A 26,073-nucleotide genomic window follows, 5' to 3' on the forward strand; every position below is an offset into this window, starting at 1 on the left:
TTTGTGTGTCGCAAATTAGCTAGCGCCCTCACAGTTCGCAGAGAAACCATCCCGCCATTCTGGATAACCATTGGTCCGTTGCTAGTATGAATTCGCTAATCATACACCTGCAAGAGGATACAATGATAAACAGAAATCGTATGATCGTGAACGGTATTGTGGCTTCCCTGGCCTGTACATGGACCCTGACAGCGCGAGCTGAACATCCCGCAACCGAAGTCAAAATCGTGCGCGATCAATACGGCATGCCGCACATCTACGCCGATGACACCTACCGTCTGTTCTATGGCTACGGCTACGTGGTGGCGCAGGACCGCCTGTTCCAGATGGAGATGGCGCGTCGCAGCACCCAGGGACAGGTTGCCGAAGTCCTCGGCAGTACTTTTGTTAAATTCGATAAGGACATCCGCCAGAACTACTGGCCGGATTCGATCCGCGCGCAAATCGCTGCGCTCAGTGCGGATGATAAAGCCATTCTGCAGGGCTATGCCGATGGGATGAACGCCTGGATCGACCGGGTGAACGGCGATCCCGGCAAACTGTTGCCAAAACAATTCTCCACCTTCGGCTTTACGCCAAAACGCTGGGAGCCTTTTGATGTGGCAATGGTCTTTGTCGGGACCATGGCGAACCGTTTTTCTGATGCCACCAGCGAGATCGACAACCTCGCTCTGCTGACGGCGTTAAAAGATAAGTATGGCGACAAGGGAATGGCGGTTTTCAACCAGCTGAAATGGCTGGTGAATCCGGCGGCGCCGACCACCATCGCTCCGCAGGAGAGTCAGTATCCGGTTAAGTTCGATCTCAACACCACGCAAACCGCCGCCCTGTTGCCGCGTTACGATATGTCGCCGCCGATGCTGGATCGACCGGCCAAAGGTGATGATGGTGGCCTGCTGGCGCTGACCCCGGCGCAGAACCGCGAGACGATCATGGCGCAGTTTGTTCACGGCGGAGCCAACGGCCTGGCGGGATATCCCACCACCAGCAACATGTGGGTGCTGGGTAAGGGCAAAACCCAGGATGCCAAAGCGATCATGGTCAATGGGCCGCAGTTCGGCTGGTATGCGCCGGCGTACACCTACGGTATTGGGTTGCACGGCGCGGGCTATGATGTCACGGGCAATACGCCCTTTGCCTATCCGGGGCTGGTGTTTGGCCATAATGGCACCATTTCATGGGGATCAACCGCCGGATTTGGCGATGATGTCGACATTTTTGCGGAACAACTTTCCGATCAAAAGCCAGGGCAGTACCTGCATAACGGCGAGTGGATCAAGATGCTCAGCCGCGAAGAGAAAATCGCCGTTAAAGACGGGCAGCCAGAGACCTTTACCGTCTATCGCACCCTACATGGCAACGTGATAAAAACCGACCCGGCCACGCAAACGGCGTATGCCAAAGCGCGGGCCTGGGACGGCAAAGAGGTGGCCTCCCTGCTGGCCTGGACCCATCAGATGAAGGCGAAAAACTGGCAGGAGTGGACGCAGCAGGCGGCGAAGCAGGCCCTGACCATCAACTGGTATTACGCCGATATCGACGGCAACATTGGCTACGTGCATGGCGGGGCTTATCCGCAGCGTCAGCCAGGGCACGATCCGCGTCTGCCGGTGCCGGGCACCGGCAAGTGGGACTGGCAGGGGCTGCTGCCGTTCGATCTTAATCCTAAGGTCTATAACCCGAAGTCGGGCTATATCGCCAACTGGAACAACTCACCCCAGCAGGGCTATCCGGCCTCGGATCTGTTTGCCTTCTTATGGGGGAGCGCGGATCGCGTGACCGAGATTAGCCAGCTTATCGATAAACAACCCACCTTTACTTACGAGCAGGCCTGGGATCTGATCCGGCAGACCAGCCGTCAGGATCTGACCCGTCGGCTGTTTTTACCCGCTCTGCAAAACGCCACGGCACAGTTGCCGGGTGACGATCCGCGCCAGCAGCTGGTAAAACGGTTAAGCGACTGGGATGGGGTAAACCTTCTCAATGAGGATGGCAAAACACTGCAACAGCCGGGCTCGGCGATTTTAAACGTCTGGCTGAGCAGCATGTTGAAACAGACCGTCGCGGCGGCGGTGCCGGAGCCGTTCAACAAATGGTATAGCGCCAGCGGCTACGAAACCACGCAGGACGGGCCGACCGGATCGCTGAATATCAGCGTGGGGGCGAAAGTGCTGTATGAAGCGTTGCAGGGGGAAAAATCTGCGATCCCACAGGCGGTGGATCTGTTCGGCGGCAAGCCGCAGCAGGAGGTGATCCTTGCTGCCCTGCAGGAAGCCTGGCAGACGCTGTCGCAACAGTACGGCAACGATATTACGCAGTGGAAAACCCCGGCGATGGCGTTGACCTTCCGCGCCAGTAACTTCTTCGGCGTTCCGCAGGCGGCTCCGGAAGAGGCCGTCCATCAGGCGGAGTATCAGAATCGCGGCACGGAAAACGACATGATTGTCTTCTCGCCGACTTCGCAGGAAGCACCGGTTCTGGCATGGGACGTGATGGCACCCGGACAGAGCGGCTTTATCGCCCCGGACGGTACTCCGGATAAGCACTATCGCGATCAGCAAAAACTGTATGAAACCTTCGGGCGTAAACCGCTGTGGTTAACCCCGCAGGAGGTGGCGGCGCATCAGGAGTCGCAGGAGATTTTGCAGGTACAGCGGTAAGAGTGAGTGCCGTTTCGCCCGGCGGCGCTGCGCTTGCACGGGCCTACGGTTTTGTAGGCCGGGTAAGCGCAGCGCCACCCGGCAGTTTGTTGGGTTAGAAGCTCACGCCGCCGCCAACGTAGGCGCCGTCAATCAGAGTGTGGTTTGGACGATTGTCTTTGCCATCAACGCTTACGTGGCGGTAACCCACTTTCAGCGTAACCGGTTTGACCGGCGTCCAGCTTACGCCGCCGTTTGCTTCAACGTAGTTTTTAACGCTGTTGTTCAGGCCGTCCGGGGCAACGTAACCTTCACCGAACAGGTTAATGCTGTCCGTCAGCGCCACGTTCACGCCGCCGCCGACCGGGAATGCCACGCCGTTATCGCCTTTTTTCGGGCCAACGTAGATGGCTTTCGCACCCGCATTCAGCATCACCGGGCCGACTTCAAAGTTGTAGCCTGCGCCAACGCCACCGGTCTGGGTGCCGTCATCGGTATTTTTGAGCCAGTGACCTTCGGTATACAGACCGGATGAGGATTTACCCATTTCCACATTCAGGTTGGTGAAGTTTTTACCCTGTTCAATGCTGCCGCCCATGGCCAGGGCAGAACCTGATACCGCAGTCAGCGCGGAAAGGAGAAGGATATTAAGCTTTTTCATGTTTTATGCCTCGTCATCAAATTAATCTGAGGGCACCTTAACAAGCGACGTTTATGACTGCAAATGTGATCAGGGTCGGATTTTTATGCTGATTGTGTGAATTTATTTCAGTGTTATTGTTGCGAAATGGTGACTTTGTTGCGGGGTCAATCATTGATCTCAAGGGGTTTAAGATCGATTTAGTTTATTCCCTAAACAGACGCTGAATAGAGCATAGAAAATAGTGAGCAACGAAATAATGGTGATTATTATCATTACGTAATCCATTTTCAGCTTTACAGTTTATAACCTTTATTTACATTGATTCATCGTTATCTGCGCCGCAAAGAAGCCACTCCCTTTTGGAGAAAAGGGAGTGCAGATGTTATTTTTTCAACCCGGCAAACCCCGCGCGGATCTCTTCTTCCGGCAGTTCAATCCCGATAAACACCATCACGCTGTGCGGCGCTTCCTCGCCCCACGGGCGGTCCCAGTCGGCGCTGTAGAGGCGCTGGACGCCCTGGAACAGCAGGCGGTTCGGCTCGCCGTCGATCCACAGCATGCCTTTGTAGCGCAGCAGTTTATCGGCAAAGGAGAGCAGCAGGTTCTCCATCACCCGGGAAACTTCGCTGATATCCACCGGGTAATCCAGTTCAACCACGATAGAGGAGACATCATTCTGCTTGTCGGCCATAAAGTGGAAACGCGGCTTCGAGGTCACCTTCTCTTCCAGCATAAAGCCGTTGGTATTGAACAGCTGGGCGAGATCGATATCGCCATGGGTAACGGTAAAGATGGGCGCGCGGGCGTTAATGCGCGTCAGGCGCTCGCGCAGCTTCTCGCTCTCGCCCGCCACGTCGGTTTTGGTCAGCAGGATGCGGTCGGCGTAGCCCACCTGCGACTGGGCGATGGTGAACTGGTTCATCTGGTCGTCGGCGTGGACCGCGTCCACCAGGGCGATCACGCCGTCCAGCAGGTAGCGCTGGCAGAGGATCTCGTGAGAGAAGAAGGTCTGAATAATCGGGCCGGGGTCGGCCATGCCGGTGCACTCGATCACCAGGCGGTCGAAGTCGATCTCGCCGCGATCGCGGCTGTCGAGCAGGTCGAGCAGGGCGTCTTCGAGTTCATTCGAGCGGGTGCAGCAGATGCAGCCGTTGGTCAGGGTTTTGATCTGGGTGGCGCGATCGCCAATCAGCTGGTCGTCAACCGAGACTTCCCCGAACTCGTTTTCGATGACCGCGATTTTAAAGCCGTGTTGTTCGTTCAGGATGTGGCGCAGCAGGGTGGTTTTGCCCGCGCCGAGAAAACCGGTGAGTAGGGTAACGGCAATCGGTGTCATGGTCTCTCCTTTAGCAGCAGCGTACGCCGCCTTCTCCTCCTCCGCCGTAGCGCGCTTCCTGACGCTCGCGGAAGAATTCGTTGTAGGTCATGTACGGCTTATCCGGATGGTTGGTCTTCATATGTTCAACGTAGTTGTCATAGTCCGGGATGCCAATCAGCATTTTCGCCGCCTGACCGAGGTATTTTTTAGCTTCGCCTAAGTTACCAAACATTGTGCCATCCAGATAGAAAAAGCCCGGCGGCGCTAGGCTTGCCGGGCCTGTGAGTATTCCAACCCTCTCCCAAAGGGAGAGTGGATTAATGGTGTGAAGAGGTCTTCACGCCGCCTTCCGGTACCGGTACATACGGGGTCTCTTTATCCGTACGACCGTCGGCGTTACGCACTTTCATCCAGGTTTTGATGCCGTAGAAGATGATGCTGTAGACCACCACCAGGAACAAAATGCTCAGACCCGCGTTGGTGTAGTTGTTCACCACGATATGGTTCATGTTGGCAATCTGTTGGGCAGTCAGCTCATCGCCTGCCGCAATCTTCTCTTTGTACTGGTTAGCCATAAAGAAGAAGCCTTCCAGCTGCGGGTTGGTGCTGAACAGTTTCAGACCCAGCGCCCAGGTGGTGCAGAGCAGCAGCCACAGGGCAGGCACCACGGTCACCCAGATGTATTTGGTGCGCTTCATCTTCACCAGCACCACGGTGCCGAGCACCAGGGCAACGGCTGCCAGCATCTGGTTAGAGATCCCGAACAGCGGCCACAGGCTCTTCACGCCGCCCAGCGGGTCGACAACGCCCTGATACAGCAGGTAGCCCCACAGGCCGACGCAGCCCGCAGTACCCAGAATGCCGGCCACCAGCGAGTCGGTTTTCTTCAGGAACGGCACGAAGTTACCCAGCAGGTCCTGCAGCATAAAGCGGCCTGCACGAGTACCTGCATCCAGCGCGGTCAGGATGAACAGCGCTTCGAACAGAATACCGAAGTGGTACCAGAAGCCCATGTCCGCCCACGGCAGCACTTTGTGGAACACGTGGGCGATACCCACTGCCAGGGTTGGCGCGCCACCGGCACGGTTCAGCACCGACGGTTCACCGATGTCCTTCGCGGTCTGCATGATCTGCTCAGGCGAGATCACAAAGCCCCAGGAGCTGACGGTTGCCGCCGCGTGGGCGCTCACGTCTTTCAGCTGCGCCATGATCAGCGCCGCATTGTCACCGCCCATCTCATGCAGGTTTGGCATGGTAATGCCCAGGCCCGCAGGCGGGGTGTTCATCGCGAAGTAGAGACCCGGCTCGATGATGGACGCCGCCACCAGAGCCATGACCGCCACGAAGGACTCCATCAGCATCGCGCCGTAACCGATCAGGCGGGCGTCGTTTTCGTTCGCCAGCAGCTTCGGCGTGGTGCCGGAGGCAATCAGGGCATGGAAGCCAGAGACCGCGCCACAGGCGATAGTAATAAACAGGAACGGGAACAGCGCGCCTTTCCACAGTGGACCGGTACCGTCGATGTACTGGGTCACCGCAGGCATTTTCAGCTCAGGGTTGATGATCACGATGCCGATCGCCAGCCCGACGATCACGCCGATTTTCAGGAAGGTCGCGAGGTAGTCACGCGGCGCCAGAATCAGCCATACCGGCAGCAGGGCAGAGACAAAGGCATAGCCAACCAGCACGAAGGTGATGGTGGTGTCTTTGAAGGTCAGCGCCGGGCCCCAGTACGGGTCGTGCGCAATCACGCCGCCGAAGTAAATAGACGCCACCAGCAGCACGATACCGATCACCGACACTTCGCCCACGCGGCCCGGACGCAGGAATCGCATGTAGATCCCCATGAACAGCGCAATCGGCACGGTGGAGCAGACGGTGAACACGCCCCACGGGCTTTCGGCCAGGGCTTTCACCACGATCAGGGCCAGCACCGCCAGGATGATGATCATAATCAGGAAGCAGCCGAACAGGGCAATAGTCCCCGGCACGCGGCCCATCTCTTCTTTGATCATCTCACCCAGAGACGCGCCGTTACGGCGGGAAGAGATAAACAGCACCATAAAGTCCTGCACCGCACCCGCCAGCACCACGCCCGCCAGCAGCCACAGGGTACCCGGCAGGTAGCCCATCTGTGCGGCCAGCACCGGGCCGACCAGCGGGCCCGCGCCTGCGATGGCGGCAAAGTGGTGACCAAACAGCACGTAGCGGTTGGTTGGCACGTAGTTCAGGCCGTCATTGTTGATGACTGCCGGGGTGGCACGCGTCGGGTCGAGCTTCATGACCTTCTGCGCGATATAGAGACTGTAGTAGCGGTACGCCACCAGATAGACCGATACCGAGGCCACGACGATCCACAGGGCGCTGATGTGCTCTCCGCGGCGCAGGGCGACGACGGCAAGGCAACAGGCACCGAGGATCCCGAGCAGCAGCCAGGGAACGTGCTTAAGTAGTTTTTTAATGTCCATAATAAAACCTGGTTTTTTAGATGAAAAAAGGGTCAGGGTTCGCTGTGAGAGATATTGAGTAATGCTGAGGCGATCTTGCCAGAGCCTTACGCGCGTAAAGGAGGGTAAATCGGTGAGTGGTTGTATGGCGGGATGAGCGGTCTACAGGGAGGGCGAGTGGTTCAGGCTCGCCGTCAGTGGGGAAAATTGTGTGAGGAGGATCACTCTACTTCGGTCAGCTCCGTTGCCAGATAGCTTTCCAGGATGGCGACAAACTTCTGCTTAAGCCAGGCCGGTTCCAGCACCTGAATGTTGGGCAGCCAGTAGAAGAGCAGCGGCAGGATCTGGTTCTCATGTGCGGCCCGGCAGCGCAGGGTGATCCCCTGCTGTCCGTCGCTCAACATCTCCTGACCGGGCAGCAGCTCGCGACGCTTAAAATAGTGCGCCATGCTCGCAGGAATAAATATATCCACCTCGAAAGTCTCTTCGCTGACCCAGGGCTCAAGGCTGGTTTCAACTAATTCGAGGATTTCATTCTCCGGAATAAAGTTTTCGCTGCGAATATCCAGCCACTGGATCAGGCTCAGGCTAAATGATTTCAGTTTGTTATTATCAGTGGCTTGTAAATAACAGAGGTTATTTTTGTTAATTAGTTTATAGGGTTTAATCAGTCGCGATTTATCTTTATACAGGATCTGGCAAACTTGCCGGTGCTTAATGGCTTTTTCCAGGGTCGGTAACAGACGATGCATCGCACCGGGTGCGTCAGGCACCTGAAGAGCATGAATAAGCCGGTACTGCCCGTCTCCGGTGTGCTCCACAATGGGCGAAAGGGCATTCAGATCGCGATAAACCGTGCGCTCAGTGATATTAAATTTATGCATCAATGCCTGGCGGTTAACCACGCCGTGTAAATGGAGCTCCAGCAGAATATCAACCAACCTTTCAGCCGAGCGACTCCTGGTCGGAATTGTCATATATGCTTTCCCGTTATTTAAGCCATTGCAGTGAACATTATGCCGGTGCGGCTGACAAAATATGTCAGTACAGAATTCAGCATAAAAATTTGTCTTAGGTTATAACGGCCAGAATTGGGGTAAACATTAGGAATTTTTACAGCGGCGGGATAAAAGCGCGGTATAGATCGGATCCGCCGGGGCAATTTCCCCGGCGTGGAGATGAATTAGCGTTCGAGCTCGGAATCGGCAAGCGGTGTCGTCAGGGGAATTTCTGTCGGGATGTTCAGCCAGTCGGACTTGCCGTAAAAGACGGCGTTGATCTGCGTTTGATAGAGCAGGTGGGTACGAAAACGCTGGAACAGTTTTGCATCTGGAGCAAAATCCGCCTGCCAGAACTGGTTCAGCGGCCCCTGCCAGGTTAACCCTTCGATGTCGTACAGCGCTTTGCCCATCACCTTGAGCGGCTTGTTATGGATCAGCGCCGACAGGCCGGCGGTGCTGTTCACGGTGATGACGCCCCGGGTGTGGGTCAGCAGGGCGGGCAGGGAGAGATCGTGGACATAGAGCACCCGGCCGCTGACGTCATACTTTTCGGTCAGCTTGTTAATCAGGATGCCGTAAAAACGGTGACCACGATCCATCGGGTGATGCTTGAACACCAGATAACGCTCTTTCGACGCATGGCGGGCAAAGGAGCGGATCACGGTTTCGATATAGTCACGCACGTCTTTATACGGGCTGTGATGAATAATCTGGCTGTCGTTGTAGACCTGCAAAATCGCCAGGTAGTACTGGTTATCCAGTTTTTCAGTGATATGGCTCAGCATGTGGCGCTGCTGCCAGCGATACCACAGCTTACGACGACCGGCACGGAACCAGCAGCGCATCTCATACCACGGGGAGAACGACTTGTGGTGGCGGTAGCCCCGGTAGCGATGGCGGCCAAACCAGCCCGCCGCATAGTAGAGCATGGCATGGGCGGCACGGTTAAAGGAACTCGGTTTCCACGGCGTTGGGGTTTTCAGCTCCGGCAGCGGCTGCTCGCGATAATACTTCGCATCAATGGGCATCGAGGAGAAGGCATTCACGCCCCCTTTTTCCAGGGTGATGTAAAAGGGACGGAAATAGCCCTCTTCAAACGCCAGAAAATCGATGGATTTGCTGCGCGCCCACTTCTTCGCTTCGATATGCATCGGGCGACAGTCACCAAAACAGACGATGGTGTCGAAGGGGTAGGTTTTATGTAACTCGCGCAGCCAGAAGGCAAAATTTTTTACTGAGCCGGTGTAGTGCAGCGCGGTCTCTTTCGCGGCGTACCATGAGTCCCCGGCATTAAAGCAGACCTGCTTCACTTCACGCTTGCTGCTCTGCAACCAGCTTGCCAGACGTGAAAAGCAGGGGCCCATCGGTCCTTGTAATAAAAGATATCGGCGGCCATTCAGCAGATGGCGGATAGCTTGCTCTTCCATTTTTTTTCCCAGATCGGTTCCGTTGATGAGACAGGTGAGTTAACGGCTTGATGACCGTTTTTCTTTAATAAATCGGGATAAATAGTGTGCTAACGAAATGTTTGTGCCAGATAGCTCAGCTTGATCTGCCAGCGTTGCCAGCGGCTGGCCTTCTGCGATGAGGAGTTTCCCTGCGCTGCCAGCTGGCGGATCAGTTGTTCCGGGCTCATCCACAGGCCGCTCTGCCAGTCGATATAGCGCGGATAGGCGACCAGCGTCAGATAAACCAGTGCCGCCAGGGGCAGGGTGCGCTGACGGCGCTCCGCCGGGTGGATATCTTCGGTCAGCCCCCAGCCGCTGTAGAACGGCTGGCCCCAGGTGGTGACCTTCACCCCCTGCACCAGCGCTTCGAACCCGCTGAGGGAGGTCATGGTATGTAGCTCATCCACATGGGGATAGAGACTGGTGAGGCCGAGATCCAGCACCTGGCTGTCAACGCAGCGTGCCAGGCATTCGGCCGAGATGGCACCGGCCCGGTTTCCCGCCACCACGTCCGGATGCGGTTTAAACAGGATATGCGCTTCTGGCCGGGCGGCACGCACGGCCCACAGCAGCTGTTCATTGCTGCGAATGACCGGGCTGCCGGTGAGGATCGAGGCATCGCCATCGACCTGGCCCACCACCAGCACCAGCGTTCGCCCGTCGGCCGGCGGCGTGAACGGCTGCACGGTGCCGACGTTATACTTGCTGACCCCATGCTGGCGGAGCAGATCCACCAGCGCGGCGCCGCGTCCCAGCGCCTGTTCGCTGAGCTGCTGCTGGTTGAGCAACTGCTCCAGCCCGCTCGGACGGCGGCTGTCGAAGTAGATCCCCACCGGGTCGATGGAGAGCGAGGAAGGGCGGCACAGGTTCGAGCCCAGTCCCCGGGAACGGATAAAACCATCCTCCACCCGAATTGCGTTTGCCAGATCGGGATAACGACTGCCCCACACCAGCACCTGCTCGTCAGCGGCCAGCCGTTTGGGTGGGGTGCGAACAAAACGCAGCTCCTCAGCCAGCGGCTGACAGAAGGCGCGCATAAAGGCGCGTTTCCACAGCGAGAAGCCCACCATATACAGGCGGCAATAGCGCGGGGCAGGATTCAGCTGATCCGCAATGATCTCAAACACCTGCTCCACTTCGCAGCGCTGGCCCAGCACCGGATCCAGATAGCGGGGATAGAGGATCAGCGCCGCTGCCACCAGCTGCGGCAGGCTGACCTGCGCCTGGCGACGCGGGCAGGATTTGCTGTCATGGGTCAATCCCCAGCCGGCGTAAAACGGCATGCCGAAGCACCAGACCGCTTTGCCCAGCAGCAGGGCTTCAAACCCCATCTGCGAGGAGACGGTATAGACCGCTTCAACCTCATTCAGCAGGGCATGGGGATGGCAGTGATCGGTGACCCTTTCCACGTCATCCAGCTGCATCTGCGCCAGCACGCCGCGCTTCTTGCCCAGCCGGGTATCCGGATGGGTACGCAGCAGCAGGCGGGCGCCGGGGTGGTTACGCCGCGCAGCGGCAACCATTTCAACAAAATCTGCCTCGCTGGCGAGCGCGCCGGGAATGGAGAGATCCCCCGCCACCTGGTCGATCAGCAGCACCTTAGGACGGGCGTCGCTGTGCAGGCGGGCGGCCAGCGCGTCGGGTAGAGCGCTGCCTGCGGCATAGCAATTGTACTTGGTGATGCCAAGACGCAGCAGTTCGCTGGACAGCGCTTCAGCCCGCGCCAGCAGCGCGGTATCGCACGGGGTGGCGATCAGCTGCTCAAGGCGGCTGGGCTGGCGAGCGTCGTAGTAAATGCCCACAGGATCGGCGATCAGGGAGACGGCCTTGCCCCCTCTGGCGGGGTGACCAATATAACCGATAAAGCCATCTTCCAGCTGCCAGTACGGCAGGCCAAGATCATGGGCTTTCTGTTTTATTTGGCGGGTATTGGCTTTTTGGCCCCAGCCGACCAGTACATCGTCCTGCGCCAGCGGCATGCTGGCCCTGAAGGCGTGTAACGGGCGGCCAAGCATCGGCTCAAGCTGTGCCTTTCGGGCCAGGATCCCGGCTGAACCTGTGTAGAATTTCATGTGCGCTCTGTGCATCAGAAAACGCCCCGCGTCACTGCGGGGCGTGTGACTCAGAAGTACTCTGCGTCAGGGAAGGATTTGGCAACGCTGTCTTTGGCGGAGGTGAGGATCTCGCTGTCGATTTCCGGCCATGTAATCGCAATGGTCTCATCGTTCCAGCGGATACCACGGTCGCTCTCCGGCGCATAGTAGTTGGTGGTTTTGTACAGGAACTCTGCGGTGTCGCTCAGGGTCATAAAGCCGTGGGCGAAACCTTCCGGGATCCACAGCTGACGCTTGTTCTCGCCAGACAGATGCACGCCCACCCACTGACCAAAGGTCGGGGAGCTTTTACGGATATCCACCGCCACGTCGAACACTTCCCCGGCCACGCAACGCACCAGTTTGCCCTGCGCATGCGGCGCCAGCTGGTAGTGCAGACCACGTAACACGCCTTTGGAGGATTTGGAGTGGTTGTCCTGGACGAAGTTTACGCTGCGGCCAATGGCAGCTTCAAACTGCTGGTGGTTAAAGCTTTCGAAGAAAAATCCACGATCGTCCCCGAACACTTTTGGCTCAAAGATGAATACGTCGGGAATTGCGGTCTGAATTACGTTCATGATAACGGCCTGATTCGTAAATGGGGCATCACGCCCCAGGAATTAATGATGACTACTTGAGCATTTTCAGCAGATATTGCCCGTACGCATTCTTCGACAGCGGCGCGGCTAATTTGCGGACCTGGTCGGAATCGATAAACTTCAGACGGTAGGCAATCTCTTCAGGACAGGCCACTTTCAGCCCCTGACGGGTTTCGATGGTCTGGATGAAGTTGCTGGCCTCAATCAGGCTCTCATGGGTGCCGGTATCAAGCCAGGCATAACCACGGCCCATCATGGCGACCGACAGATCACCTTGCTCAAGGTAGATGCGGTTCACGTCAGTGATTTCCAGCTCGCCGCGCGGCGACGGTTTCAGGCTTTTGGCAATCTCAACCACGCGGTTGTCGTAGAAGTAGAGGCCGGTAACCGCATAGTTGCTCTTCGGTTCCAACGGCTTCTCTTCCAGGGAGATGGCAGTGCCTGCATGGTCAAACTCCACCACGCCATAACGCTCCGGATCCTGTACATGATAGGCAAAGACGGTGGCGCCAGTGGGTTTCGCCGCGGCGGATTCCAGCTGTTTTTGCAGATCGTGACCGTAGAAGATGTTGTCGCCCAGCACCAGCGCGCAGTCGTCGTCGCCGATAAACTCTTCGCCGAGGATAAAGGCCTGGGCCAGACCGTCCGGGCTTGGCTGCACTTTGTACTGCAGGTTCAGGCCCCACTGGCTGCCGTCGCCCAGCAGCTGCTCAAAGCGCGGCGTATCCTGTGGGGTGCTGATGATCAGGATATCGCGGATACCTGCCAGCATCAGGGTGCTCAGCGGGTAGTAGATCATCGGTTTGTCGTAGATTGGCAGCAGCTGTTTGCTCACCGCCATGGTGACCGGATAGAGACGAGTCCCTGACCCACCGGCCAGAATAATACCTTTACGCTTGCTCATAATCCTTCAATTCTTCTGTTTTGCTGCAAGGGGCGAAATGTCGCCCCCTGACATCTGTTTGATTGCTGTAAAGGGGGCGAAAAGCCGCTCCCTGACAAAGGTCCGTGTCGCTAAAACAAGGCATGCATAGCATACCTTGGTTTGCACTTACTTCCCGAGAATTTCAGCCAGCATGCGATCGACGCCGATGGTCCAGTCCGGCAGCGTCATCCCGAAGGTACGCTGGAACTTGCTGGTATCGAGGCGTGAGTTATGCGGACGTTTTGCCGGCGTCGGGAAGGCGCTGGTCGGCACGGCATTTACCTGGGTGACGGCCAGCTCAACGCCTGCCGCGCGTGCGGTAGCGAACACCCGCTGGGCATAGTCGAACCAGGTAGTGGTGCCAGCGGCGATCAGGTGATAAAGCCCGGCAACCTCAGGTTTATCCTGCGCGATACGGATCGCATGGGCCGTGCAGTCGGCCAGCAGCTCTGCCCCTGTCGGCGCACCAAACTGATCGTTGATGACCGACATCTCGCTGCGTTCTTTACCAAAGCGCAGCATGGTTTTAGCGAAGTTGGCGCCACGGGCGGCATAGACCCAGCTGGTGCGGAAGATCAGATGGCGCGAGCAGAGCGCGGCAGCCTGTTCACCCGCCAGCTTGGTTTCGCCGTAGACGTTCAGCGGGTCGGTCTGGTCGGTCTCTACCCACGGCTTTTCGCCGCTGCCGTTGAAAACGTAGTCGGTGGAGTAGTGCACCAGCCAGGCGCCGAGCGCCTCGGCTTCTTTGGCGATGGCTGCGACGCTTGTGGCGTTGAGCAGCTCGGCAAAGTCGCGCTCGCTCTCGGCTTTATCCACCGCGGTATGGGCCGCGGCATTGACGATCACGTCCGGCTTCAGCTGACGCACGGTCTCGGCCACGCCTTCCGGATTGCTGAAGTCACCGCAGTAATCGGTGGAGTCAAAATCTACCGCCGTAATACGACCCAGCGGCAGCAGCGCGCGCTGCAGCTCCCAGCCCACCTGACCATTTTTGCCGAATAACAGAATATGCATCAGTTGCGCTCCTGGTAGTTCTTCGCGATCCAGTCCTGATAACTGCCGCTTTTCACGTTATTGACCCACTGCTGGTTATCCAGATACCACTGCACGGTTTTGCGGATGCCGGACTCGAAGGTCTCCTGCGGCTGCCAGTTCAGCTCGTGGCTCATTTTGCTGGCATCGATGGCGTAGCGACGATCGTGACCCGGGCGGTCAGTCACGTAGGTGATCTGGTCGCGGTAAGAACCGGCTTTTGGCACCATCTCGTCGAGCAGGTCGCAGATGGTGTGGACCACGTCGAGGTTCTGCTTCTCATTGTGGCCGCCGATGTTGTAAGTCTCACCCACCATGCCGGTAGTCACCACGGTATAGAGCGCACGGGCGTGATCTTCAACGTACAGCCAGTCGCGGATCTGGTCGCCTTTGCCGTAGATCGGCAGCGCTTTACCGTCCAGCGCATTGAGGATCACCAGCGGGATCAGCTTCTCCGGGAAGTGATACGGGCCGTAGTTATTGGAGCAGTTGGTGACGATGGTCGGCAGGCCATAGGTACGACGCCACGCGCGCACCAGATGATCGCTGGACGCTTTCGACGCCGAGTAAGGGCTGCTTGGCGCGTACGGGGTGGTTTCGGTGAAGAGCGGTAACGCAGTGCCCGCGCTCACTTCATCCGGGTGCGGCAGATCGCCATACACTTCGTCGGTAGAGATATGGTGGAAACGGAACGCCTGCTTGCGGGCTTCATCCAGCTCGCTCCAGTAGGCGCGGGCCGCTTCGAGCAGCGTGTAGGTACCGACGATATTGGTTTCGATAAAATCGGCCGGGCCGGTGATAGAGCGATCTACGTGGCTCTCGGCGGCCAGATGCATTACCGCATCCGGCTGGTGGGTGGCAAAGACCCGATCCAGCTCCGCGCGGTTGCAGATATCCACCTGCTCAAAGGCGTAACGGTCACTTGCTGCGACATCGGCCAGCGACTCAAGGTTGCCCGCGTAGGTGAGCTTATCAAGGTTGATCACCGCATCCTGAGTGTCACGGATGATATGGCGAACAACAGCAGAACCGATAAAACCGGCTCCACCGGTTACAAGGATTTTCATAAGCGTTTTTTACTTTTATTTTGATGGAACAGGAATCGGAACTGATTTTAGCTTTCCGTTGTGGCGGCTAGCAACATATGGGTGGAATGCGCGGCTTCAGGGGTGGTAAAACGACCCGATGGTTCGCCCAGGCAGGCATTGAACTATGCATTCTGAGTGAAAATGTCGCCTGATTGCATCCATAAGGTCATGCAAATTGCTCAGAGTAAGGTGTTTATCAGGATTTTGATTTGATCATGTCTTTAAAAAACGCTTTCGGGTTCAGGTATAACTTACGCATTTTTCGCCACAGCGGGCGTTTCACCGTTACGCCATCCTTCCAGCGCAGTAATCCCGGATATTCACTGACGGGATAACCGGCATCTTCCTGCAGACGGATCATCCATTCCCGAAAATCTGGAAGCTCGCCATTCAGATCGTTGCAAGGGATGACAGGACCTTTTAGAGGGCCCGGATTTGCCAGCATTTGCTCAAGCAATGCGTCGTTGCCCGCTCTACGCTTGTGATAAGGGTGAGTCAACGGGCGTGGATGCCACTGGTGAACCAGGAAACGCCCGGCGAACAGATGGGGCAGGGCGTAATAACTGAAGTAACGCCGGAATCCCTGATAGTCCCCCGGATGCTGGGCTTTGATATTCAGACCATAATCCGAAGGGCGTGGCCCAATAGGATAGTGCTGGCACAACCGATCTATTAGCTCCAGGTCTTCGCCGCCATGACCGACGAACCGCTCATCAAAGCCACCCAGCTGTAAAAACCACTCGCGGTTGAGTAACAGGCAACTGCTGGCAAGGGCAATGCCTTCTACTCTGTGGTTTTCGCCGCGCAGGAAGGATTCAAGACAGCCCTGGAAATCACCGTCGAACCGCTCTGTTTCTTCTTTTGTTAGGTAGAGACAGGGGTACATTTCGAAGGCATTAATATTTTTATGGCTCAGGTTCTGATTACTTATAGAAAAATGCTCTACCAGTGAAGGGGCACAGAGTAGATCTGCATCCATTAGGAAGATAGTTTTTGTAGTACAATAATGAATAGCATTGTCGCGTGCAATTCCAGGAGAATAAATAGGGCAGTGCTGAGCATCCTCGATCAAGCGAATATTTGTTACCTTAGCCAATTCTATCGCTTGATTCGTAGAAATTAATATATCCATGTCTGGTTTGTTAGAAAGAGACTGTAGGCAAGCTTGCAGTCTTTTTTTTGCAGCATCCAGACTTCCGCGACCACTTTTTTGAAAGTGAAATGGAGTAACAGCACTGAGGTCATTAGACATATTTTCTACCTGTCATCTCAAGTATTACTATAATGGTTAGAAGTCGAGCTATCGTGAGTTAACAAGATTTGATAGATATGAGTTGCTTACCTGCTTTTTTTATTCATTACTATTTCAAGAGAAGAGGAGCCATCTGAAATATAATCAATAGCATAACAAGAAATCACTTCATTGTTTTTTATGCATGTTATTTCAGACAGTTTCCAACAATTATTTCTTTTGTTGTTTAATTTTCTGTCAATGATTCTAATTATATTAGCATCAGAAGTTATAGTAACATATTCATCTTCGTTTATCGTAATTTTGAATGTTGCTGGGGTAATGAATCGATGTAAGGTTTCTGTATTGATAGAAACATTATCATCTATAGTTATAGAGTTTTTATCGGCTTCAATAAGCACGCTTCTTTCTAAGGTTAAATCATGGATTCTCGAGTGTTCACCGGAGAATTGTATGATTCCCTCTCCAACAACTTCAGGTAAGTTAACTTCGGATTTGCCACGGGAGTAAGCATTCCTATTCATCCAAGACTTGTTTTTTGGGATTATTGTAGAATGTAGAAGCTCAGATTTAGTATCAACAACTGAAGTAGGTATAATATCTGAATATCCTCCATCAATAAATATATCTTCGTTATTAAATCTCAAGAAAAAGGATAAATCATCATTCTGCTTATGAACATATGAATGCCATGCTGCATTTATTGCAATATGCATATTATCATTTCTAAATACTGCTATCCCAAGAGTTTTATTAAAGAATACTCCACTTCTTGTTGATTCAGGATGAAATGCTGTTGTTGGGTTTTTGTTTCCGAAAATTGTATTCAACAAGAAAGGCTTTGGTGCTGAGAACGAATCACCTATAGTTATATATGTACCATCACTCTTTAATGCAAAACCTAGCGACTCCCTCGAGGCTTCCTTAATTTTATTAAAGTAACATTCTAATAATGATACCTCATTGTAAAAATCGCGAGATTGGCTCTTTTTCATTACAGAAATCAAATCAAAAGCAATGCCAAGGTTATACTCTTGGTATGATATCGAATGCTCCTTACAAAAACCATTTTCGTCAAATATACTATCAAGTTGACATTTTACACGATTAATTAAAAATGGGATGTGATGTTGCGCATTAGAGAATATTGCTTCGTCAGTGAAAATAGAATCAAGAACAGCCTTATCAACCATTAAGCCATGATTGTTACCCTTTTTATATGTATCACTTATACATGACTCAATGTTTTTTAATAATTCATATCTAATTAAGATGACTAATTCCTCATCGTCATCAAATTCCTTAATTAAATTAGTTAATATCTCAAGTCTGATACTTGTTGTATGATCTGCTTGCTCGCCAAGATAAAATTTACTTTTAGCTTGATAGGGTGATTGATTGTAGCTTATAAATGACTTGATGATCTCTTTTTTGATCGATGGGTTTTTAATATCTTTAATCCATCTTAGAGACATTATATGATGGCACACATTACCAGGAAAAAGCTCGTCAAAATACCATTGATTAGTCTCTTTTATTTCAATCGGACCGAAGTTTCGGTAATATATGCAGTGGAGTAATTTAGGCGTGTACTGTAGATTGACATTTACTTCGATAGACTTATTTTTTGCACTACCACATAAATAACTAAAAGAATTTATATCATTGTAATCCCCAAATAAATATGATGAAAACGATTTATTTATTTCAGGGAGGGTTGGCGATTTCGGTTTTATTTCTAATGACTTATCTGGATAAATAGGTGCTAATAATCTATCTCCAGCACTAAATAATCCTAATGTAGAATAGAAATTTGAAGCCAAAATAATGTGCCCATCATGATTGGATGAATCTATTATTCCTATAACGCCTTCAGATATTCTTGATAAGTTTATTTCCCTGCGAATTTTATAACCATAGCAATTACTTTCACCTACGATAAAGTCGCCATTTATTTCTACCGTGGGTTGAAGGTCGTTTAGCTCTGCAACATTCCTTTTTGCAGGTGTATCTGTAAAATAAGGCGAATTGTGTGCGGAGTACGCTCTCAGGGTAATTCTTTCAATATCTTTTTCATTATGTGAACCGAGACCACCATCGGCTAGAATAATCTTTCCATCAAAATATAAGTGTATTGATAGATCATCATCATGGCGGTGATAATGTGACATATGGCAGGCTTTAAAAACAATGTGAATATCTTTATCTAAAATTCTTCCACGGATTATAACATAACCAGAGTTAGTATAATCTAAGATGTCAATGTCATTATTTTGTAAGTACGGTAGTCCGCTATCATTTCCGCGGGTATCACCGATCATAGGTAAATAGCCATTTGGTAAGGTTATTGCTCGTAAAAAGTTTTCTGCATTTATAATATATTTTTCACCTAACTCTGAAATTTCTTTTTCACCTAAAGGTGTAAGAGTTCGGAGTTGTTTAAGCCTACCTAGCATCATCTTTTGGTAGCCGGGGCTATTTTCTTTGTGAACCCCCTCATCGGTAAAGGCAAAAGTCAACTCTTCTTTAAGACGCTGGCGATTAAGTTGACTATATTCATTAAAACCTTCATAAGAAAACATAAGCCCGATTGTTAGGGAGATCATGGCTTGATCAAAGCCATGATTAGTATATTGCGAATAATTGTTATCTTGTTTTAGCCATTCAAGATGCTCGATGATTAAGCTTGCAAGATGAGTAGAACGAGTATCATTGATGAGTGGAAGATTAACAACTTGGCAAAATAGCAACCAATTAGTGATATTCCTGACTCGATAGGCCGCAGCATGATCATGCCAAACAAGTGGGGACTCTTTATTTTCTTTCGCATGCTCAATCCAGCACTGAAGAGCATCTAAACATATTGAGAAATAAATTAATTGTTCTTCTTTACTTTGTATTTCAAAACTGTTAGTAAACCAATTTAAGAATGGTAGAGCTTGTAGTTGCCACCACCAATTACGATCTTGTTCAACAGTTTTCCAGTCAAACGCAACAATATCAATCCTTGTATCACTAAAGCTTCTTGCTTCAAAAAGCTGGCAATCAAATAACTTTTTTAGTTTATGATAATCTGCATTATTTTTCTGATTTGTATTGTTTAGTATGTAATCAGTTGATTGAGGTGTCGCGCTGGACAAAAATAACGATAATGTCATGTTGTAGTCTGCTCTTGTATTACTTTTTTCCAGCACTCACTAATGTCATGAGAAGACATTGTATTTAATATTTGTTCAGCAATTTCGTCCCTTGGGGTGCTGTTAAGGACAACATTTGTTGCATCGAAAAGCGAGTTTACAACCCATTCGCGGCCCCATATTTCATCCGCCCCATCCCAGTTCCAGATAACAGGGACAGAGCCAGTTAACATTCCTTCACCAATTGCCATATGAAATGATTCGAAATCTGAAGGTGATAAAATAAATCCAACTAAAGTAAACCATTGATTTATATCATCACCAGGGGGATCAAATATGACCTTATGTCTAAGGACTGGATTGCTATTTATACGTTCAAAGATCTGGCGGTAATATACGAGTTCTTCTTCTCTTTTGAGTAACCAAGCATAATCAAGAGGGTGCTTCCCTTTAACTCGCAAACAGTATCGGCTATCCTTTTTCAGTAATTCTTCGAGCAAATCAATAGCCCGATCTAAGCGTTTTCTAGCGGGTGTCACACCAATAATACCAAGAGTGTAACGAGCATCACTGACTTTTTTTTCAGTAGTAAACTTCTTCTCGTCTAATAAGTTTGGAATAACTGAGGTTTTTTCATAAGGAAAACCAAAAACCTTCTGCCCTTCACGGCGGATATATTCGCTTACGTAACTGATGTGGTTGATATTATCCCAATTAGATTCCGCAACATATGACAACTCTCTTTCCTGCAAATGAAATCGTGCGACTAAACGCTGATGAGATGCTTTATTTTGCGAATACCATTTAAGATTTCCTAAGCACCATTCACAGAAAATAACATCAGCTTGTTTTAATAGTGCCCTACTCCGCTCTTCATCATGCTTGTTATGGCCCTCCCACTGATCAACCAAGAATTCAAATTGACCAGTTGCCTCCAGCTTTCTTTGTAGGAGATTAAAAAATTTGAGATCATGACCTGCAACTAATACACACGTTTTTTGCTTTGTATTTGAGATGTCCAGCCATTCAGTGATTTCAGCTACGCGCATAGAGAATGTATGGCGCTTTGCTAATTCCATTAATACATCCGCAGCTTGTTGGGCTACTTTGGGTTCGTTAAGAACTCGAGTAAGCTGCTCAACAAATTCTTCTGCACTATTTACAAATAATGGATAATCACGACCTAGTAATTTTTCATGTAAGGAATTCCTGTTAATTATAGCGGCACATCCTGCACCACCATATTCCAAGAGTTTAGTTGAGTACTCAACAGTATCGTTCATGCTTTCCGCACGCCACGAAAGACCTACTCTGGCACTCTGCAATTGCTCTTGGACTAATTCACGTGACTGGGCACCTAGCCATGATAAGCCTGGCGTATTCTCCAAAGCTGTTTGCATGAGATTTTTATAGTCGGGATAGTCTGGTTCGTTGTGAATTTTATCACCAATTATAACTAATTCACTACCTTGTACTCGATTATGGATTAGAGGCCAGAGATTTGCCATCTCCAGAGTCATCCATTCACCTTTAAACTTGCCAGCATATATGGCTTGTAGTGGGCGCTCCTCAATTGATGGTATCCGTTGAGGAAGGTCAGGGATGACTGGACTATAAATACGTAACTTGCTCTCTTCCAAACTTGGAGCAAGTGCTTGCCAAAGCTCTTTAAAACCTTGGGTCTGACATAACAGGAGATTGCATGTATATGCAATATTAGATATGATTTTTCTTTGCTCGGGTGAATACTCTGAAATACTCTGAGGGATATCTGTCAAATACATCCAACATTTTGCAACTACTTTAGGACTAGTCAATAAATGTGTGGCTATTTCTAAACCACGAACAATGATGACATCATATTGTTTATCGCTATCTAGCACCACTGCTAGATCAGCCATCATGGGCAAAGTCAACCGCTTATATTTCTTCCCCTGCCAGAATGAATGTTTAGTACCATCAATAATATTCAGATTGCTAGCCGACATTAGTGAGTTAAATAATTCATCACGTTCTGGAGTACTTTTTGCTAAAAAATCTACCTGAGTTCTTCCGGTAGCAGCGGTGGCTAAAGCAATTGTTTGAGCCCAGATGGAGGAACCATCAATAAAATTAAGATCTGGATTACCGCAGATGAGCACACGCTTAGTCATCATTTATCATTCCATAGTTTTTGTTACTTTGCTGCGCTATCATTTGGAACTGAGAGCTGTCTGCAAGATAAACATTAGGGTGGGTTACAGCCTCATCCGGATGAGAATTAATAGGCCCATTGATAAATTCTAATATCTTCCACAATGTTGCACCTTGCTTTGTAGTGCAACCATACGAGAATAGGTCTTGGTCTTGAGCTTTAGCCCAACCACAGGCTTGTGGCTCATAAAGGCTTGCATTTACTAAATCTCGTAGATAGTGTTCTCCATAATTGTTTTTGGAGCTTATCCATCCTGCAAGTGGGTAGATGGTTTGTTGTCCAGACAGCCAAGATGGTATTTCGTTAGGCTTTAGCATTTTAATATTATCTGAATAACTAAGTCGCATAGACGTCGCATTTTCCTGACATTCAACACAAATTTTGAAATTGCGATACTCTTGTTTGTTAGCAAAATCTTCAAAATATTCAATGTCATCGTGAGTAGAAGCTTTTGCCATGAGCAATATGGCTGGTCCTGTTGATATTTTTGTGGCGCGACCTAATAGCTCGAAAATATAGTTCAATCGGTGAGCGTAAGTGTGCCCTTTAAAAATCTCTCTAATCCCGGCTAAGCTACGGCGCCGCCATTCATTATCATCAGTCATTAGTGTCAAAAGAGCTTCTTCAGCTTCTTCTTTATTATTTACTAACCATACAGCATCAGAGCTAAAAATATTATCTATACCCTTTGCATATGTACTTACAACTGGCGTCCCGCAGGCCATTAGCTCAAATACTCGGCGCGAGAACATTGTGGGGGAGTCAATTACTGAGTTTACATTAACAAACACCCTGTAGCGATTATATTCATCACAAAGTGCCTTGTAGGGTAAGCTGCCTATAATATTGGTTTGAAAGTCTTCAGGGAAAGGAAAAACATCAGTCCCATAATTTCTATCAAAAATATCAAGACCATGCTGCTTAGCTGCTCTTAATAGCCACGACATAGCCTCTTCACGTTCTGCATGGCGACCACCGTACCAACTCCCAGCGAAACATATACGCTGTTTACGACCAAGGAGCGGGGCTGGTTTATGTAATGCTGGCTGTGCTGCAAATGGAAGAGCATAAACATTCTCATTTCCAGTTTTGGAATGATAGGATTCTGTCATATTAATATCAGTAGTAAAAATATAATTGACTAGTTTTGCTGTACACATGAATTTTTCATGATGCACAGGATCCTCTTTGTTCCAAAATAACGTTGGGATGCCTTTTTTATTAGCATACTGACAAATGTGAGCTATCTCATGACCTGGTTTGTTACTATATTCAGCAACTCTATATTGCCAACTCCCAAAATTACCTTTCCAAGCGCTTTCAATGAATATTAATTCTGGTCTATATTTTTCTGCTAAAGCATACCAGTTGTCAGGTCGAGCCTGAATAAGGTTTACATCCTGCTCAAAGCAACCGGAGGTAAATTCATCCATAATACCTAAAATAATAGGTTTATTATTATCTGGTAATTCAGGCCAGCCATGAATGCTTATAGCAGCGGCTAAATCACTTGGTTCAATAAAATCCGGAATTTTAGATATTTGTTGTTCTGGTTGAATAGACAGAGAGTTTACATAAACTTTCTCTCCATCAGTTAGATTAAATCCTCTTAAACCAATATGAATCTCTTTAATACCGTCAGGTACGGTAAATACATGTAATATTTTTGTTAGGTTTTGAGTGCATGGTAAATATTTAAAAAAAGCATTTAAACTAATAGATTTGGTGACTTTACCACAGGGAATATCAATGATTTTACCGTCAGCATTAAAGCTTTTAAATAAAATAACTGCTTTACGATTAGTGGAATTATTCGTTGTTTTATATTCTATCGCTGCCTCAATCACCACTTTCTGTCCCGCTGTTACTGACATCGCATACCAAAAAGGATTTGAGTGATGAAGTTCTACAGGATGCAGGAGGCTTACCATACCGGAATTATTATCTATATTTTTTACTAAGGAATTATTATCTAGCATTAAAGATGGTAATAATTCGTAAACCCTACTAATAATGCCCGCTGATTTTAGCCATGTTCTATTGGACGAAACCCATTCTCTCGATTTTCCCATCACATTATATCTAAGCTTAGGGTTGTCGATTAACGTGGCTAATATATCTCTTAATGAATTAGTATCATTTTTCTTGAAAAGATAACCATTGACTCCATCAATAATAAACTCTTTAATTGCATTTACATCGGATCCAATAACACACTTTTCAAGTGCCATTGCCTCAAATGGTTTTAATGGAGAAACAAGTTCGCATACTTCTATGGCTTTTCTTGGGAATGGTGCTATGTCTATAAGTGAGTAATATTTAACTATGTCTTCATGTGGAACGCGCCCGGTAAAAAAGACATGCTTCTCAATTCCAAGACTACTTACTTGATATTTTAGATTATCAAGTGCTGCACCATCACCAACTATTAAAAGATTAAATTTATATCCGGCATTTAATAGCTGATAAGATGCGGTAATTAAATCATCTAATCCTTCATAATCAACGATTGAGCCAACATATCCAATGGTGATGCTTTCACTTAGTCCAATCTCGGATTGTAGTGCCGTGTCTTTTTTAATAGGAGTAAATTTATCGATAGATACTGCGTTTGGTGCCACAAAAATCTTTTCTTGGCTAGCACCTCGGCTAACTATTTCTTGCTTCATTGACTCTGTAAGAGTAATAATTGCATCAGCATTCCTAATCAGTAAGCTTTCCATTTTTTTATCAACAGCGTACTTATCAGATTTAACCCAACCGGGGTTACGTGATGCTTCTGTTATTTCCCAAAAACCTCTCACTTCATATATAAAGGGTAAACCAAGTCGTCTGGCTGCAATGAGTGAAGGGAATGCGTTGAGATAATTTGAACACGCATGAATTATTTTTGCACCGTTCTTTGTGACTTCCATTTCGATTAGTTTTGATGCTTCATTAATATAATCAGAAATGGTCATTTCACGTTGAATGATACCTGGGAGATGTTCGTACTTAACTTCATCAATGACATGTTTTGTTAGGTTTTTAGGCTTTTTATCAAAACGAACGTCCCAGGGATAACCTGGTCTAGTATCTCCAATTGCATTTAGCCCAAGTTCTTTCAGAGCAGTTAGAACAGAATGACTCCTTGTTGCATATCCATTTGAATGATGGGGTAAGGAGCAGTGAATGAAATATCTGACGACATCACTCGAAGGCAGAGAGTAAGGTGATTTTTGTAGTGAGACTTTAAAACCACTCTCAAGTAGAACTACTAGGTCCTTAATATATTTACATTGCAATGGAGTAAGTCCATGCCTTAATTTTTCATATATTTTTAGAGCTTCTTTATAGCACCCTTCTTTATATAGGTGTTGACAAGCGGTTTCGATATCACTTCTGTTAATATTTGGCTTGTCTACCATTAAATCTACAATTATAGATATGATTTCTCGATCTTGTACGCTGTAATATTTAATCAGTGCAGATAATAAATATCCTCTTTCTAGGTCAGATGATTTTGTTATTTTGTTAATTTCATCCGATATAGCTTTAATGTCTTTTGTATGTAGTAATGCATCAAGTGCTTCTAGATTGTAATTATTTAATTTATTATTTGTTTTTAATTCTACTTCGCTAGCAGAAAGGGTACCACTAATTTTTACGTGACCTTTACTATACCAGCGTCGTGCTGCAACGTTTACTCTTCCATTAGGAAGGTTTTTTAAGCTAACTGAGAATTTCGTTGATCCCTTATTTGTTGGTAAGTAACAATACATCCCGACTTTTTTTGACCAGCTCAATCCTAATGATGTAGCAAGCTCCCTACTAGAGTTTTGTTCTGCGATTTCGAATGTCAGGATGGCTGCATTAGGCTTTTCTTCAGCTAGTGCGATGATTTCTCCTACTAGAGTAATGCTACTACTATCAGGAATTATAAAACCAGAAACAGATTTTTCTCTTAAGATAAAATAATCATGTTGACTAAGTATAACTTTTTTTTCATTAACTGGCGAAAAGGCTTTGTTGATATTTTTTTTAAAATTTCTTACATCACGTCTTAATTTGAAAAGCTCGTAAGGGATTTTGAAAAAATCACGATAGCTCCTTGTGCCTGTGACCAATATATTTCCTAATCGAAATGAAATGGTATTTTTTATTTTGCTATTACGTAGTTTAAGTTCATTATTTTCTTTTTTATATTTTTCTAATTCTTTTTCTAAATTATTCATGTGGTATTCTTATTTAATACGAGCATAAGCGTTTAAGGCTTAT

16 protein-coding genes are annotated in these 26,073 nt (G+C 49.1%); 1 reads left to right on the forward strand and 15 read right to left on the reverse strand.

What is annotated here, in order from left to right:
* Window positions 1-122: 122 nt before the first annotated feature.
* A complete protein-coding gene (locus ES815_RS12650; protein WP_142488101.1) occupies window positions 123-2,660 on the forward strand; it encodes a penicillin G acylase in 2,538 nt (845 codons plus the stop codon).
* 94 nt (window positions 2,661-2,754) lie between these two features.
* Here ES815_RS12650 and ES815_RS12655 read toward each other — a convergent pair whose 3' ends face one another.
* The 15 genes from ES815_RS12655 to ES815_RS12725 all read right to left on the reverse strand — a co-directional run bounded on the left by ES815_RS12655 (window position 2,755) and on the right by ES815_RS12725 (window position 26,030).
* Complete coding sequence (locus ES815_RS12655) at window positions 2,755-3,300, reverse strand: YfaZ family outer membrane protein (RefSeq protein ID WP_142488102.1); 546 nt, start codon at window positions 3,298-3,300, stop codon at window positions 2,755-2,757.
* A gap of 364 nt (window positions 3,301-3,664) precedes the next feature.
* Window positions 3,665-4,618, reverse strand: a complete 954-nt coding sequence (yjiA, locus tag ES815_RS12660; RefSeq protein ID WP_142488103.1) for a GTPase — start codon at window positions 4,616-4,618, stop codon at window positions 3,665-3,667.
* A gap of 10 nt (window positions 4,619-4,628) precedes the next feature.
* Window positions 4,629-4,832: a YbdD/YjiX family protein gene (locus tag ES815_RS12665; RefSeq protein WP_032616354.1), complete on the reverse strand. Its 204-nt coding sequence runs from the start codon at window positions 4,830-4,832 to the stop codon at window positions 4,629-4,631.
* A gap of 85 nt (window positions 4,833-4,917) precedes the next feature.
* Complete coding sequence (locus tag ES815_RS12670) at window positions 4,918-7,068, reverse strand: carbon starvation CstA family protein (protein WP_142488104.1); 2,151 nt, start codon at window positions 7,066-7,068, stop codon at window positions 4,918-4,920.
* Window positions 7,069-7,268: 200 nt separating this feature from the next.
* Entirely contained in the window at window positions 7,269-8,024 is a 756-nt protein-coding gene (locus ES815_RS12675) for a helix-turn-helix transcriptional regulator (protein ID WP_142488105.1), read from the reverse strand.
* Between the two features lie 206 nt (window positions 8,025-8,230).
* Complete coding sequence (locus ES815_RS12680) at window positions 8,231-9,475, reverse strand: capsule biosynthesis protein (protein ID WP_113412065.1); 1,245 nt, start codon at window positions 9,473-9,475, stop codon at window positions 8,231-8,233.
* An 89-nt stretch (window positions 9,476-9,564) separates the two neighbouring features.
* A complete protein-coding gene (locus ES815_RS12685) occupies window positions 9,565-11,568 on the reverse strand; it encodes a capsular polysaccharide biosynthesis protein (RefSeq protein WP_142488106.1) in 2,004 nt (667 codons plus the stop codon).
* Window positions 11,569-11,618: 50 nt separating this feature from the next.
* The gene (gene rfbC, locus ES815_RS12690) at window positions 11,619-12,167 is read right to left on the reverse strand and encodes a dTDP-4-dehydrorhamnose 3,5-epimerase (RefSeq protein WP_142488107.1); all 549 of its coding nucleotides are present in this window, start codon (window positions 12,165-12,167) and stop codon (window positions 11,619-11,621) included.
* Between the two features lie 52 nt (window positions 12,168-12,219).
* The gene (gene rfbA / locus ES815_RS12695) at window positions 12,220-13,092 is read right to left on the reverse strand and encodes a glucose-1-phosphate thymidylyltransferase RfbA (protein WP_142488108.1); all 873 of its coding nucleotides are present in this window, start codon (window positions 13,090-13,092) and stop codon (window positions 12,220-12,222) included.
* A 147-nt stretch (window positions 13,093-13,239) separates the two neighbouring features.
* The gene (rfbD, locus tag ES815_RS12700) at window positions 13,240-14,127 is read right to left on the reverse strand and encodes a dTDP-4-dehydrorhamnose reductase (RefSeq protein ID WP_142488109.1); all 888 of its coding nucleotides are present in this window, start codon (window positions 14,125-14,127) and stop codon (window positions 13,240-13,242) included.
* Window positions 14,127-15,212, reverse strand: a complete 1,086-nt coding sequence (gene rfbB, locus ES815_RS12705; RefSeq protein WP_142488110.1) for a dTDP-glucose 4,6-dehydratase — start codon at window positions 15,210-15,212, stop codon at window positions 14,127-14,129. The genes rfbD and rfbB overlap by 1 nt, the downstream gene beginning before the upstream one ends.
* A 217-nt stretch (window positions 15,213-15,429) precedes the next feature.
* Window positions 15,430-16,485, reverse strand: a complete 1,056-nt coding sequence (locus ES815_RS12710; protein ID WP_221888525.1) for a galactosyltransferase-related protein — start codon at window positions 16,483-16,485, stop codon at window positions 15,430-15,432.
* Between the two features lie 86 nt (window positions 16,486-16,571).
* Window positions 16,572-19,643, reverse strand: coding sequence for a heparinase II/III family protein (locus ES815_RS12715; protein ID WP_142488111.1), 3,072 nt, complete (start codon window positions 19,641-19,643; stop codon window positions 16,572-16,574).
* Complete coding sequence (locus ES815_RS12720) at window positions 19,640-21,778, reverse strand: glycosyltransferase (RefSeq protein WP_221888526.1); 2,139 nt, start codon at window positions 21,776-21,778, stop codon at window positions 19,640-19,642. The genes ES815_RS12715 and ES815_RS12720 overlap by 4 nt, the downstream gene beginning before the upstream one ends.
* A complete protein-coding gene (locus tag ES815_RS12725; RefSeq protein ID WP_142488112.1) occupies window positions 21,768-26,030 on the reverse strand; it encodes a glycosyltransferase in 4,263 nt (1,420 codons plus the stop codon). Before ES815_RS12725 ends, ES815_RS12720 begins: the two co-directional genes overlap by 11 nt.
* Window positions 26,031-26,073 lie beyond the last annotated feature (43 nt).

It is taken from the genome of Leclercia adecarboxylata, from assembly GCF_006874705.1.
GTDB lineage: Bacteria > Pseudomonadota > Gammaproteobacteria > Enterobacterales > Enterobacteriaceae > Enterobacter > Enterobacter adecarboxylatus_C.